Origin of the sequence: Amycolatopsis sp. CA-126428, from assembly GCF_002904335.1 — a bacterium.
In the GTDB taxonomy this organism is placed as follows: domain Bacteria; phylum Actinomycetota; class Actinomycetes; order Mycobacteriales; family Pseudonocardiaceae; genus Amycolatopsis.
Map to the genome: position 1 here is coordinate 82,343 of NZ_PPHF01000048.1, position 12,652 is coordinate 94,994.

Annotated in this window: 14 protein-coding genes and 2 pseudogenes; 6 read left to right on the forward strand and 10 right to left on the reverse strand. The window is 71.6% G+C overall.

What is annotated here, in order from left to right; all coding sequences use genetic code 11:
• Positions 1 to 28: 28 nt before the first annotated feature.
• Complete coding sequence (gene dgoD / locus C2L58_RS13580; protein WP_103337933.1) at positions 29 to 1,174, reverse strand: galactonate dehydratase; 1,146 nt, start codon at positions 1,172 to 1,174, stop codon at positions 29 to 31.
• A gap of 15 nt (positions 1,175 to 1,189) precedes the next feature.
• A complete protein-coding gene (locus C2L58_RS13585; RefSeq protein WP_103337934.1) occupies positions 1,190 to 1,867 on the reverse strand; it encodes an SDR family NAD(P)-dependent oxidoreductase in 678 nt (225 codons plus the stop codon).
• Positions 1,868 to 2,050: 183 nt separating this feature from the next.
• Between C2L58_RS13585 and C2L58_RS13590 the strand changes: the two genes are divergently transcribed.
• From C2L58_RS13590 to C2L58_RS13600, 3 genes are read left to right on the forward strand one after another with little or no spacing between them, the layout of a single operon-like run.
• Complete coding sequence (locus tag C2L58_RS13590; RefSeq protein ID WP_233225702.1) at positions 2,051 to 2,290, forward strand: hypothetical protein; 240 nt, start codon at positions 2,051 to 2,053, stop codon at positions 2,288 to 2,290.
• On the forward strand, positions 2,283 to 3,287 hold the full coding sequence (locus C2L58_RS13595) for a lactonase family protein (protein WP_103337935.1): 1,005 nt from the start codon (positions 2,283 to 2,285) through the stop codon (positions 3,285 to 3,287). Before C2L58_RS13590 ends, C2L58_RS13595 begins: the two co-directional genes overlap by 8 nt.
• A gap of 50 nt (positions 3,288 to 3,337) precedes the next feature.
• Positions 3,338 to 4,042, forward strand: a complete 705-nt coding sequence (locus C2L58_RS13600) for a FadR/GntR family transcriptional regulator (RefSeq protein ID WP_103337936.1) — start codon at positions 3,338 to 3,340, stop codon at positions 4,040 to 4,042.
• 55 nt (positions 4,043 to 4,097) lie between these two features.
• Here the strand turns inward: C2L58_RS13600 and C2L58_RS13605 are convergent, their stop codons facing one another.
• From C2L58_RS13605 to C2L58_RS13615, 3 genes are read right to left on the reverse strand one after another with little or no spacing between them, the layout of a single operon-like run.
• Positions 4,098 to 4,691 (reverse strand): TetR/AcrR family transcriptional regulator, encoded by a 594-nt coding sequence (locus C2L58_RS13605; RefSeq protein ID WP_103337937.1) that lies wholly within the window; start codon positions 4,689 to 4,691, stop codon positions 4,098 to 4,100.
• Between the two features lie 34 nt (positions 4,692 to 4,725).
• On the reverse strand, positions 4,726 to 5,439 hold the full coding sequence (locus C2L58_RS13610) for a hypothetical protein (protein WP_103337938.1): 714 nt from the start codon (positions 5,437 to 5,439) through the stop codon (positions 4,726 to 4,728).
• Entirely contained in the window at positions 5,432 to 5,941 is a 510-nt protein-coding gene (locus C2L58_RS13615) for a SigE family RNA polymerase sigma factor (RefSeq protein ID WP_103337939.1), read from the reverse strand. Before C2L58_RS13615 ends, C2L58_RS13610 begins: the two co-directional genes overlap by 8 nt.
• 136 nt (positions 5,942 to 6,077) lie before the next feature.
• Here C2L58_RS13615 and C2L58_RS13620 point away from each other — a divergent pair, with 136 nt between their 5' ends.
• The 3 genes from C2L58_RS13620 (at position 6,078) to C2L58_RS13630 (ending at position 8,598) form a co-directional block, all read left to right on the forward strand.
• Positions 6,078 to 7,100: a threonine aldolase family protein gene (locus C2L58_RS13620; RefSeq protein ID WP_103337940.1), complete on the forward strand. Its 1,023-nt coding sequence runs from the start codon at positions 6,078 to 6,080 to the stop codon at positions 7,098 to 7,100.
• 18 nt (positions 7,101 to 7,118) lie between these two features.
• On the forward strand, positions 7,119 to 7,697 hold the full coding sequence (locus tag C2L58_RS13625) for an HAD family hydrolase (RefSeq protein ID WP_103337941.1): 579 nt from the start codon (positions 7,119 to 7,121) through the stop codon (positions 7,695 to 7,697).
• Positions 7,698 to 7,782: 85 nt separating this feature from the next.
• Positions 7,783 to 8,598 (forward strand): SAM-dependent methyltransferase, encoded by an 816-nt coding sequence (locus tag C2L58_RS13630; RefSeq protein WP_103337942.1) that lies wholly within the window; start codon positions 7,783 to 7,785, stop codon positions 8,596 to 8,598.
• Positions 8,599 to 8,601: 3 nt separating this feature from the next.
• Here C2L58_RS13630 and C2L58_RS13635 read toward each other — a convergent pair whose 3' ends face one another.
• From C2L58_RS13635 to C2L58_RS13655, 5 genes and pseudogenes are all read right to left on the reverse strand, one after another.
• Positions 8,602 to 8,793, reverse strand: a complete 192-nt coding sequence (locus tag C2L58_RS13635) for a hypothetical protein (protein WP_103337943.1) — start codon at positions 8,791 to 8,793, stop codon at positions 8,602 to 8,604.
• A gap of 97 nt (positions 8,794 to 8,890) precedes the next feature.
• Positions 8,891 to 10,072, reverse strand: a complete 1,182-nt coding sequence (locus C2L58_RS13640; RefSeq protein WP_103337944.1) for a pyridoxal phosphate-dependent aminotransferase — start codon at positions 10,070 to 10,072, stop codon at positions 8,891 to 8,893.
• Positions 10,073 to 10,081: 9 nt separating this feature from the next.
• Positions 10,082 to 10,297: pseudogene (locus tag C2L58_RS13645) on the reverse strand (transglycosylase SLT domain-containing protein); the annotation flags it as partial.
• A 1,095-nt stretch (positions 10,298 to 11,392) separates the two neighbouring features.
• Positions 11,393 to 12,316, reverse strand: a pseudogene (locus C2L58_RS51700) (WXG100 family type VII secretion target); the annotation flags it as partial.
• A gap of 15 nt (positions 12,317 to 12,331) precedes the next feature.
• Positions 12,332 to 12,643 (reverse strand): hypothetical protein, encoded by a 312-nt coding sequence (locus C2L58_RS13655; RefSeq protein ID WP_103337945.1) that lies wholly within the window; start codon positions 12,641 to 12,643, stop codon positions 12,332 to 12,334.
• Positions 12,644 to 12,652: the final 9 nt, after the last annotated feature.

Consider the following 12,652-nt stretch of genomic DNA (forward strand, 5'->3'; position numbering starts at 1 on the left):
GCAGGTCAGCGCGATGACGGCCCGGGTTTCACCATTCCGCGAAGCTGCCGTCGTCGTGGCGCCACACCGGTGAGCGCCAGGTGTGCCCGATCTCGTCCGCGCGGCGCACGGCCGCTTCGTCGACGTCGATGCCGAGGCCGGGCTTGAGCGGCCGGGCCGCGTAACCGTCCTGGAAGGCGAAGACCGACGGATCGGTGAGGTACCCGTGCTCGCGGCCCTCGTGGTAGTGCATGCCCGCACTTTGTTCCTGGATCAGGAAGTTCGGCGTCGCGAAGGCCACTTGCAGCGACGCCGCCAGCGAAATCGGGCCGAGCGGGCAGTGCGGCGCCAGTGAGGCGCCGTAGATCTCGGCCAGCGCGCCGATCCGCCGCAGCTCGGAAATGCCGCCGGCGTGCGACGGATCCGGCTGGACGACCGCGACCCCGGCGTCGAGCACCGGCTTGAACTCCCACCGCGAGTAGAGGCGCTCGCCGACCGCGATCGGCACCGTGGACGCCTCGACGACCGCGCGCAGCGCGTCGCCCTGGGTCTCCGGCAGCACCGGCTCCTCGACGAACATCGGCTGGACGTCCTCCAGCAGCCGCACCAGCCGGCGCGCCATCGCGGGCGAGACGCGGCCGTGGAAGTCGATGGCGAGGTCGCGGTGCGGGCCGAGCGCCTCCCGCGCTTCCCAGGCGCGCGCCACCGCCGCGTCGGCTTCGGCCGGGGAGGCGATCGCCGTCAGCGGGCCGGCGACGTTCATCTTCACCGCCGTGAACCCCGCCTCGACCTGCGCGGCCACCGCTTCGCGGAGGCCGGCCGGGCGGTCGCCGCCGACCCAGCTGTAGACCCGGACGCGGTCGCGGACCGGCCCGCCGAGCAGCTCGTGCACCGGCGCGTCGCGGACCTTGCCGGCGATGTCCCACAGCGCTTGGTCGAACCCGGCCAGCGCACTGGAGAGCACCGGGCCGCCGCGGTAGAAGCCGCCGCGACGCACCACCTGCCAGTGGTCCTCGATGCGCAGCGGGTCCTGGCCGATGAGCAGCTCGGACAGTTCGTGCACGGCCGCGCGCACGGTCTCCGCGCGGCCCTCGACCACGGGTTCGCCCCAGCCGCTGATCCCTTCGTCCGTGCTGACCTTGAGGAACAGCCAGCGCGGCGCGACCAGGAACGTTTCGATCGCGGTGATCTTCACCCGGGTGCCTCGTTTCTACGCGGAATCCTTGGCGGCGGACCAGCCGCCGTCGACGGTCAGTTCGGCCCCGGTGACGAACGACGCGGCGGGCGAGAGCAGGAACGCGATCACGTCCGCAACCTCCTCCGGCCGGCCCAGGCGGCCCGCCGGCGTCGCCCGCGCGCTGCGTTCGCGGTCCGCCGGCGAGATGTCCTTCCAGGCTTCGGTGAGCACCGGCCCCGGCAGCACGGAGTTGACCCGCACTTCGGGGGCGTACTCGACGGCCAGCTGCCGGCCGAGCGCGACGAGCGCGCCCTTGCTCGCGGCGTAGGCGGGATGGCCCGGCAGGCCGAAGCGCGCGTGCACCGACGAGACCAGCACGATCGCGCCACGCCGTTCCCGCAGCGACGGCAGGCACGCCTTCACGGCCAGGTAGGCGCCGGTCAGGTTGACGTCGAGCTGGCGCTGCCACTCGGCGCGGCCGATCTCGTGCAGCGGCCCGGTGCTGGGCACGTAGGCGTTGCTGACCAGCGCGTCCACCTCGCCGATGGCCGCCCAGGTCGCTTCGTCGCTCACCGAACCCCGGATCGGCGTGACGCCGCCGGGGAGCTCGGCGATGTCCACGCCCAGCACACGGTAGCCGTCGCCGAGGAGCTTCCGCGCGGTCGCCGCCCCGATCCCGGACGCCGCTCCGGTCACCACCGCTGTGGGCATCGCCGCTCCTTCCAGCACGCGTGCTGCCGTGACAATAAATCCTAAAATAATATTTCACAAGGTAGCCTGCACCCAGGATGTACCGCTGGGAAATCACCGCATCCGCTCGGCCCTCGAAGGCGGCCTGCGCTCGATCGAACTGCCGCTGACGAACCCCGGCGCACTGGCCGCGATCTCCGGACGGTGCTCGCGATCCGCGCGGGCGTCCGGACTTCGGCGCCGGGGCCGTCGTGGGTGGCGGACGTGCGGGCCGCGCTGCCGCAGGCCCCGCTGGCACCCACGGGCGGCATCGGCCCCGGCGACGTGCCAGGCTGGCTCTCGGCGGGTGCGGTCGCCTGCGGGATCGGCTCGGCGCTGACCCGCGGCACCGCCGCGGAGATCTCCGCCCGGGTCGAAACGCTGTTGAGGAGCGCGCATGGCTGAGCTGGTCTTCGTCGGGTGCTACACCGGCGATGCGGGGAACGGCACCGGGATCACGACGCTCTCGCGGTCGCCGTCCGGCTCGTTGCGCGAAGTGGCTTCGCTGCCGCTGGAGTCGCCGTCGTGGCTCGCGCAGCACCCGTCGTTGCCCGTGCTGTACGCGGCCAACGAGCTGTCCACCGGTGGCGTGACGGCGTTGGGCATCTCCCCTTCGGGCGAACTGTCGGTGCTGGGCACGGCCGAGACGGGCGGCGCGCACCCGTGCCACCTGGCGGTGACGCCGGACGGCCGCTTCCTGTTGTGCGCCAACTACACCGGCGGCAGCGTGGCGGTGTTTTCGCTGTCCCCGTCCGGCGCGTTGACCGCCCGGACGGCACTGGTCGAGCACCACGGCAACGGCCCGGTGTCCGACCGCCAAGAGGCGGCGCACGTCCACATGGCGGTCCCGTCGGCGGACGGGACGATCGTGAGCGCGGTCGACCTGGGCACGGACGAGATCCGCAGCTACACGCTGACGTCGTCGGGGACCCTCGAGCCGCTGGCGGTGTCTTCGCTGCCGCCGGGCACGGGACCGCGCCAGCTGGTCCGCCGCCCCGGCACGGACCTGGCGTACGTCGTCGGCGAGCTGGCCGGGACGCTGGTGACGGTCCGCGAGAAGGCGCCGGGCGCGTTCGAGGTGGTGTCCTCGACGCCGTCGACGCTGTCTTCGGTGACGCCCAACCTGGTGGCGCACCTGGAACTGGCCGACTCGCGCCTGTACGTGTCGAACCGCGGGCCGGACTGCGTCACGGAGTTCGCGCTCGACGAGGCGGCCGCGGTGGCGGACCAGCCGTGCGGCGCGAACCCGCGGCACTTCGCGTTGGTGGACGGGACTTGCTACGTGGCGGCGCAGTCGGAGGACGCGATCACGGCGTTCACGCTGACCGCGTCCGGCGAAGCGGAGCTGCGGTACTACCCGACGGGGTCGCCGACGTTCGTGCTGCCGGTTTCGCGGCCTTGACCCGGCATTCATAATGCGGTCACCACCTCCCCGGCTGAGAGGGCCCTCCATTGACCGAACACCGGCCACGCGGGCTGCACGGCCAGACCGTGGAGGCACTGGCCAGCCGGATCCTCTCCGACGAGTGGGGCGAGGGCACCGTCCTGGACCTGCCCGCGCTGCGCGAAGAGCTCGACATCAGCCTGACCGCGCTGCGCGAAGCGCTGAAGGTGCTGGCCGCCAAGGGCATGATCGATGCCCGGCAGAAGCGGGGCACCTTCGTGCAGCCGCGCGAAAAGTGGAACATGCTCGACGCCGACGTCATGCGCTGGCAGACCGCGGCCGCCGATGATCCGGTGCTGCTCGACGAGCTCACCGAGGTGCGCGCGGTCGTCGAGCCCGCCGCCGCCCGGTTCGCGGCCGAGCGGGCGACGGAGGAAGACCTCGAGGCGCTGCGGAGCGCGCTCGCCGACATGGCCGCCGCGGGGGATGATCCGGCGGCGAGCGTCCAGGCCGACCTCGCCTTCCACCGGCGGCTGATGGCCGCCACGCACAACAACTTCCTGACGCGGGTGGAACGGGTCATCGCGATCGGGCTGGCCGAGCGCGACAAGCTCGTGCACGGCTCCGCGGCGGCGGAGGACCCGGTACCCGACCACCGGAAGGTGTTCGACGCGATCGTCGCGGGCGACCCGGCCGCGGCGGAACAGGCGATGCTCGCCCTCGTCACGAAGGCCCGCGAAGACCTGGAGAAGGCTCAGCGCGCGCGGTCGTGAGTGGTAACGCGGGTTCTAACCCGCGTTACCACTCACGACGGCCGCGGCAGAGTGCTCAGCCGGCGAGCGCGGTTTGGAGCATCCGGGCCGCCGCCGCGCGGGGCTCGGGGTCGACCTCGACCAGCGCGTTGACGACGGCGCCGTCGACCAGCGCGACCAGCCGCTCCAGCTCGGTGGGGGTGACCGGGGTGCCCGAGCGGGCGAAGATCTCCGTCAGCAGCTCGTTGAGCTGGGCCGACAGCGTCCGCATCAGCGGCCGCAGGTACGGGCGGCGGCCGGTGGCGACCAGCCGCTCGTACCGCAGGAGGACGGCTTCGGCGTCGGCCGCCGGGTCACCGCTCTCCGGGCCGAGCAGCAGGTCCAGCACCAGGTCGACGGTCGCCTGCACCCCGCGGTTGCGGGTCGCGAGCTCTTCCAGCCGGCGGCGGCCGGTCGCCAGCTCGGCGTTCGAGTGGTGCTCGACGGCCGCCGTGACCAGGTCTTCCAGCGAGTCGAAGTAGTACGTCGTCGACGCGAGCGGCAGGGCCGCCCGCTCGGCCACCGCCCGGTGCCGGACGGCGTCGAACCCGCCCTCGACGAGCAGTTTCGCGGCGGCCTCGACGAGCGCGGCGCGCCGTCGCTCCCCTTTCGGGGTGGTCGCAGCGGTCATGGCCGGTCATTCTGCCAACCGGGCGGACCCGGGCTCAGAAGCGGGGCGCGAGATCGAGCGCGAACCGGTCCACCTGGCCCGCGTACGGCGCCGCCGCTCCCGCGGCCGGCACGCTGACCAGCACCAGCACCCCACCGGACGCCGTTCCCGCCCGGGCCGTGACCGTGCCGGCCGGCTGGGACTTGAAGACCTCCGGGATGCCCTTCGGGTAAACCGCCGCGGCGACTTCGCCGCCCGGAACCGGGAACCCGGCGGACCGCGACACCGTCGAACAGGCGCCGCCCGGGACGGCCTGGGCGGCGGCGACGTGGCCGGGGAGCTCGCCAGCGAGGGCGATGGCGAGCTCCCCGTCCACCTGTTCGCACCCGGAGGTGCCTTCGGCCAACGGGCCGGTCTTCCCGTCCCCGGCACCCCCCTGCTGAGGTGACTGGGACGAGAAGTTCGGTGACTCCCCGCCGAGCTGAGGACGCAGTGGGTCGTCTCCGGGTTGCGTGGAGCCCGGCCTCCCCTGTGCGGGTACGGCGTTGTCCGCCGCGGTCATCGACTTCTGGACGTTCCCGGACAGCTGGCCGTACGCGCCGAACCCGGCGACGACCAGCACGGCGGCACTCACCCCGGCGGTGATCCGGTTCCGGCGGCGCACGGTCTGGCGGCGGGATTCGCGGACGACGTCGCCCTGGGTGAACGACGGTTCGGGGGCGTCACCCGGCGCGGCGGAGAACAACGAGCGCAGCTCCTGCTCATCCATTGGTCTCCACCTCCCGTTCGAGGACCTGCCTCAGGTTCGCCAGCCCGCGGGCGGTCTGGCTCTTCACGTTGCCTTCGCTGCAGCCCAGCACCTTCGCCGCGCCGGTCACGTCGAGCCCTTCGAAGAACCGCAGGACCAGCACCGCCCGCTGCTTGGGCGGCACTTCCTTCAGCGCCGCGAGCAGGTCTTCCCTGGTCGCGACGAGGTCGTCGAGGCCGGGCGTGTCGTCGGCCGGCTCCGGCAGCGTCTCGGTCTGCCACTCGCGCCGCCACGGACGCCGCGATTCGTCGATCGACGCCCGGACGAGCGTCGTGCGGACGTACGCGTCGGTCGCCGCGCGATCCCTGATCTTCTTCCACCTCCGGTGCAGTGCGACGAACGCCGTCTGCGCGAGGTCGTCCGCCCGGTGCCAATCGCCGCAGAGCATGTACGCGGTCCGGCGCACGGCGTCCCGCCTGGCGGCGAAGTACTCCGCGAACTCCTGCTCGTCGCGCTGGTCCACGCGCAGTCGTGCTCCGCTCGATCGTCGTTCGCCCGGGAGGACGGAATCAGGGGCGTCCACGGTTGCACGGACCGAAGGGGTTCGACCACCCGAGGGCTCATTGATCCCCACGACGTGGGTGTGATGTGATCACACCGTGACCTTCTCCCCGCCCGTACTGGACTTCCGCTCCGACACCGTCACCCGGCCGGACGAGACGATGCGGGCGGCGATGGCGTCGGCCGAGGTCGGCGACAACGTCCTCGAACGCGACCCCACGGTCGCGGAACTGGAGGAACGGGCGGCGCACGTCCTGGGCATGCCGGCCGCCCTCTGGGTGCCGAGCGGGACGATGGCCAACCTGATCGCGCTGAGCCTGCACCTGCAGCGCGGCGACCGGTTCCTCGCCACCCGGGGCGCGCACGTGCTGGCCAACGAGCTGGGCTCGGCGGCCTGGCTGGCCGGCGGCATGCCGGACATCCTCGAGCACGACGGCGGCCCGGGCCGCCCATCGCCCGGCGCCCTCGCCGCCGCGATCGGACAACCCGGGCCGTACTTCACATTACTGACATCGCTGCTCTGCCTCGAGAACACCCACAACGCGGCCGGCGGCGCGGTGACGCCGCCCGACGAGCACGCCCAGCTGCTGTCCGTCGCCAAGGAAGCGGGCCTGACCGTGCACCTCGACGGCGCCCGGCTGTGGCAGGCCGCGGTCGCCCTCGAAGTCCCGCCGGCCGCGCTGACCGTCGGCGTCGACACCGTGTCCGCCTGCTTCAGCAAGGGCCTCGGCGCGCCGGTCGGCTCGGTCGTCGCGGGCAGCGCGGCGTTCGTCGAACGGGCGCGCCGGATGCGGCAGATGCTCGGCGGCGGCGTCCGGCAGGGCGGCGTCCTGGCCGCGGCCTGCCTGATCGCGCTGGACCGCATCCCCGACCTGGCCGAGTCGCACGAGAACGCCCGGCGGCTCGCCGAGGGCCTGCGCGAGCACGGCTGGCCGGCCAACACACCCGACACCAACATCGTGCTCGCCGAAGTTCCCGACATCCCGACCGCGCTCGCCTGGCTCGACTCGCTCGGCATCCGGGCGGTGCCGATGGCGGGCAAGGTCCGGTTCGTCACCCACCGGGACCTGAGCGCGACCGACGTCGAAGAAGCCGTGCGCCGGATCAAGACCGGCGCCTGAGGAGTTCCGGGGGACAGCGTGAACTGGATCGTGTTCGACTACGGCGACGTGCTCAGCAAGCCGAGCGCCGCCCTGCCCGACCTGGCCGCGGCGATGGGCGCGCCGCTGCCGGAGTTCCTGAAGGCGTATTGGGAGTACCGGATTCCCTACGACGCCGGCAGCACCCCGCTGGAGTACTGGCAGGCGGTCGGCGACGCCGTGGGCGTGCCGGTCGACGAGACCTTGTCGGCCGAGCTGACCCGCATCGACGTCGAGGGCTGGGGTCACCTGGAGCCGTCGTCGGCGGCGCTGCTCGAAGCGCTCTCCGAGGCCGGCGCGAACCTGGCGCTGCTCTCGAACGCACCGATCGCGTTCGGCGAGTGGGTCCGCGCGCAGGACTGGGCGCGGCACTTCCGCGTCACGCTGTTCTCGGGCGACGTCCGGTGCGTCAAGCCGGACGCGAAGATCTTCCGCCTCCTGCTCGACGAGCTCGGCGCCGAGCCGGCGGACTGCCTGTTCTTCGACGACCGTGAGTCCAATGTGGAGGGAGCGCGGGCGGTGGGGCTCCGGGCCCACGTGTGGAACGGCGCCGAGGCGGCCGGCGCCTGGCTGGACTGAGCGCTCACGCGCACCGCACAGCCGCCTACCCGCCGTGATCTCCATGTCCTAGGCTGAGCGTCCCCACACTCCCCGGTAGGTGCGCATGGCGACGAGCGAACGACCCTCGGTCCGCGTCGACTTCGAACGACCGAGCATCGCTCGCGTCACCGACGCGCTGCTGGGCGGGCAGAACCACTACGAGCCCGATCGTGCCGTCCTCCGGCAGCTGGTGGCCATCGCGCCGGAAGCTCCGGCGATGGCGCGGGAAGTGCGGCAGTGGCTGGTGCGCGCCGTCCGCTACCTGACCGAGCGGCTGGACGTCGACCAGTTCCTCGACCTCGCCTCCGGCTTCCCGACGGCGGAAAACACCCACCAGGTGGCGCAGAAGTACAACCCGGAAGCGCACGTCGTCTATGTCGGCGACGACCCGGTGGTGGAGGCGCACGGCCGGGCCCTGCTCGTCGACAACGACTTCACGCACATCTGCGGCACCGACCCCCTGAACCCCGGCGAGACGCTCGCCGGGGTCGGGCGGTTCATCGACTTCGACCGGCCCGCCGGGCTCGTGCTGTGCGGGGTCGTCGACCACATCGCCGACCTCCAGCAGGCGCAGCAGGTGGTCAAGTCCTACGTCGGTGCGCTGGCGCCGGGTTCGTACCTGATCCTGCTGCACCGGCACAACCCGGCCGACGGCTCCGACGCGGCCGCCGTCGCGACGTCCCTGCAGGACCGCTTCGCCCGCACCGGGCTCGACTCCGTCTACCGGTCGCGGGCCGAGATCACGTCGTTCTTCGACGGGCTCGACCTGCTCGAGCCCGGGCTGACCGAGCCACACCTGTGGTGGCCGGACGGGCCGCGCCTGGCGCCGCTGACGCCGGTCAACCGGACGGCGCTGGGCGGCGTGGCGCGGATTCCCTAGAAGTCAGTAGCGGTTGATGCGCCGGGGGTCCTTCTTGCCGCCGGTGACCGCCTTGTAGCCGGCGGCGCCGAGGAAGGCGATGCCGCCGATGATGGCGATCCACAGGACGGCCTTGAACACGAAGCCGATCACGGCGCCCAGCACCATGAACGCCACCCAGGCGATGAGCAGGGCGCCGACGATCTTCCAGAACATGGTTCCTCCGATGTTTCCCCGTGGCCCCACCGGCCCGATGACTCCACACTGCCACCCGGCGCGGTGAAACTCCCCTCGGAAGGCCAACGTTCGGGGTTTATTCAGGGTTCCCCCTGGCCAGCCAGGCCCCCAGGCGCCGGACCCCTTCGTCGATGTCCCCGGCGCTGCCGGCGAAGGAGAAGCGGACGTACTTGCCGCCGTCGACCGGGTCGAAGTCGACGCCGGGGGTGATGGCGAGCCCGGTGTCGGCGAGCAGCCGCTGGCACCAGCTCAGGCTGTCTTGGGTGTAGGCGCTGACGTCGGCGTACGCGTAGAAGGCGCCGTCGGCGGGGGCGAGCTTGCCGAGGCCGATGCGCTGCAGGCCGGCGAAGAGGCGATCGCGGTTGGCGCGGTAGTGCTCGACGTGCGCGTCGGCTTCCGCGTACGCCTCGGGCGTGAAGGCGGCGAGGGCCGCGTACTGCGAGACCGCGGGCGGGCAGATGGTGAAGTTGCCGGTCAAGACGTCGATCGCGCGGTGCAGCCGCTGCGGGGCGAGCATCCAGCCGAGCCGCCAGCCGGTCATCGCGAAGTACTTCGAGAAGCTGCCGAGCACGATCGGTTCACGCCCGTACTGCCACGCGCAATCGAGCTCGGCGCCGTACGAGATGCCGTGGTAGATCTCGTCGCTGATCAGCTGGACCCCGTGCGACGAGCACCAGCCGGTGATGGCGGCGAGCTCCCCGGGCGGCAGCACGGTGCCGGTGGGGTTGCTCGGGCTGGCGACGATCAGGCCGTCGATCGGCCCGAGCTCGTCGAGCAGAGCCACGGTGGGCTGGAAGTTCGTCTCGGCGGTGGTGGCGAACTCGACGACCTCGCAGCCCAGGACGGAGAGCAGGTTGCGGTAGGCCGGGTAGCCGGGCCGCGCCATGGCGACCTTCGCGCCGGGATCGAAGGCACTGAGGAAGGCGAGCAGGAAGCCACCCGAGGAGCCGGTGGTCAGGACGACGTCGTGCGCCTGGACGTCGACGTCGTACCGCGTCCGGTAGTGCCCGGCGACCGCCTCGCGCAGCTCGGGGATACCGAGCTGCTCGGTGTAGCCGAGCGTGCCCTGCTGGAGCGCCTCCTGGGCGGCTTCGAGCACGGGCTTCGGGGCGGGCGCGGACGGCTGCCCGGCGGCGAGCGACACGAGATCACCGTGGCTGCGCTGCCGGGCCCCGGCCGCGGAGAGCACGTCCATGACGTGGAAGGGCGGCACGCCGGCCCGCAACGCGGGCCCGGCGAAAGCTCCGAGGTCGGCCATGGGGCCAGGCTAGTAGCCGCGGTAGGCACCACCGTGCGCCATGGCCTTGATGCCGGGCACGTTGTCGAGGCCGCCGTACCGGTCGAAGGAGTACCGGACACCGGCGATGATGTTGTCGACCGGGTTGTAGATGTTGTCGTGCCCGGGCAGCTTGTGGGCGTTGAACGTCGAGTCGATGCACTGCATGAGCCCTTTTGACGGGTGCCCTGCGGCCGCGTTCGAATTGCCGGTCAAGAAGATGTGGTCACCCTCCTGCGCCGTCCACGTGCCCAGTTCCGTGGTCACGCACCACACGTCGCCCCGCCCGGCGGCTTCCTGCCGCAGGAAGGCGCCCGTGATGATCGGGTTGTTCAGGTGCACGGAGAATTCCCGCTGCCAGGTTTCCGGCTGGTTCGCCCGCGCCACGGGGAGCACCCGAGGCCGCGCGCCGGATAGGTACCCGGCCAGCGCAATCGCGTCGAGGACGGCACCGGGAGCCTGGTAGATGACGACCTGCGGTCGCGAATAGCCGGGACGCACGTATCGGGTGCCCTCGGCGTCGGTGATCGCCTCGAGCCACGCCTCACGCTGCACAGCGGACATCGCCAGTACCTGAGCCACGGCGTCGGACCGGGGATGCCCGGCGCGCGCCAGCAGGTCCTGGGCGTAGTCGTGGTCCAGCCGGAACTGGTGCCGGGGTCCGCACCCGCCGCGGTCGTCGACGTACACCGCATGCGGCACGCCGTCGAGGAGCTTGCGGAGCTTCGCCACCATTTCGGGCTTCGACTGCGCGATGGACATGGTCGGGCGGTGCCGGCGGCTCTCGATGTGACCATCGCCGGCGATCCACCCGAGGATGGCCGCTTCCGGCACGCTGACGTCCAGCGAGGATTCGGTGGCGGCCGGTGCCGCCAGGAGAATCCGGTCGCGTGACCGGACGTCCTCGGTGGTCACGAAGGCAGCCTCGGTCTCGTAACGGTTCTTCTGCTTCGGCGGAACGAAGCCGTGCTTCTTCCGCCGGTGCACCGCGACGCCGTTCCCCGGCTGCTGTGCCGCACGCGGCTCCCAGCCGCACTCCGGACAGACCTCAGGCAGGTCGGTGCGGCCCACCGCGACCCGCGGCAGGTTGAGCCAACGGTGGTTCGGTGTCGTGGTCGCCTGCCACCGCGAGTTGGACATCCGGACCAGCTCGGCGTCTTCGTAGTGGACGACCCGGGTGATCCGCGTCCACTCGCTCTGACCGGTGGCCCGGTTGTAGCCGATCGTCTCGTCGCCGACCACAACCGCGTCGTGCTTCAGCAGGCCACGCCGGGTCACGATCAACGTGTCCAGCGGTACGCAATCCCAGTTGTTGATCGCGTTCGGGTTTCCGCCGGATTCGTGCTGAATGATCGCCCAGATCTTCGGGATGTCCGCGTCCGTCACCGGGATCCCGGCGGCCTGCAGCGCCTTCATGGCTTCCTGGATCCACTGCTGGACGTTCCCCGGCGGCGGCGAAGAAGGCGGGCCGCCGCTCGGGCCGAGGCCGCCGCCACCACCGCCTCCGCCACCCCCACCGCCGCCGCCTCCGCCGCCGTGGGAGGCGCCGTTGCTGTGGATGCCGCCCGTGCTCTTGGGGGCCGCGGCGGAGCTGCTCGGCAGGGGGACCTGGTCGTAGCCGCCCTCGATCTGCTGGGACATCAGCTGCTGGGACGCCTTGATCGCCGTGTCGGCCTGGGTTTGCAGGCCGGTCACGTCGCCGTCGAAGCCGGCGGTGATGTTGTGGATGTCCGTCTTGGCGGTGGCCAGGATCTCGTCGGCGCTGGGACTGGGGCCCGGCTTGCCTTCGTCGTGCGCCTTCTTCGCCGCGGCCAGGGCGTTGTTGATCTGGGTTTCGGCGGTGGCGTTGCGCTCGTTGACCGCCTTTTCCGCGGCGAGCTGCTTGTCCCCGACGTTCTTCTTGATCTGGTCGAGGGACTTCGCGAGGTCGTCGAGGTCCTTGGCGACGTCCTCGAGGTGGGTCTGGACCTTGGTCCCGGCGTCGCGGACCTGGCGGACGTACTGGAAGAACTGGTCCGCCGCGGGGCCGCCCCAGACGCTGCCGTTGAGCGCGTCGGTCGAATTCTTCAGGGACGCATTGTGGTCGCCGGCGTTCTTGCCCGCCTCGCGGAACTGCGTCGCCGCCGCCGAGATCTTTTCCAGGTCGACCTTTTCGACCTGGTCGACCTTCTTCATGAAGGCGTCCCAATTGTCCGGCGTTCCGGCGCCGACCGCGTTCAAACCCACTCTCGTGCCCCCCGCTTACTTGTCGACGTGCAGTTTCAGGTCGCTCGCGCCGACCTGGTCGGTCTCGGCGATCAGGCCGGCGGCCTTGCGCATGGCGAAGCCCAGCGCCTCCATGTGCTTGCCCGCGGCGTCGAACTGGTTGTGCACGCCGTCCTTGAACTTGCCGACCGCGCCGTGCGCGTCGCCCGTTTCGTCCATCCCGCCGAAGGGACTTTCCTTCTCGTGGTCCAGCCCGGTGACCTTGTGCTTGGACTTTTCGAACTCGTCCTTCAGCTTCTCCACCTGGCGGGCCGCGATGGCCATGGAGTCCGGGTCGTAGACAGGCACGGTTCGTCA

Bases quoted from the DNA above. Each gene is read 5' to 3' on its own strand.
- C2L58_RS13585 (WP_103337934.1), bottom strand. From the start codon at position 1,867: ATGCCCACAGCGGTGGTGACCGGAGCGGCGTCCGGGATCGGGGCGGCG.
- C2L58_RS13595 (WP_103337935.1), top strand. From the start codon at position 2,283: ATGGCTGAGCTGGTCTTCGTCGGGTGCTACACCGGCGATGCGGGGAAC.
- C2L58_RS13605 (WP_103337937.1), bottom strand. From the start codon at position 4,691: ATGACCGCTGCGACCACCCCGAAAGGGGAGCGACGGCGCGCCGCGCTC.
- C2L58_RS13610 (WP_103337938.1), bottom strand. From the start codon at position 5,439: ATGGATGAGCAGGAGCTGCGCTCGTTGTTCTCCGCCGCGCCGGGTGAC.
- C2L58_RS13630 (WP_103337942.1), top strand. From the start codon at position 7,783: ATGGCGACGAGCGAACGACCCTCGGTCCGCGTCGACTTCGAACGACCG.
- C2L58_RS13635 (WP_103337943.1), bottom strand. From the start codon at position 8,793: ATGTTCTGGAAGATCGTCGGCGCCCTGCTCATCGCCTGGGTGGCGTTC.
- C2L58_RS13640 (WP_103337944.1), bottom strand. From the start codon at position 10,072: ATGGCCGACCTCGGAGCTTTCGCCGGGCCCGCGTTGCGGGCCGGCGTG.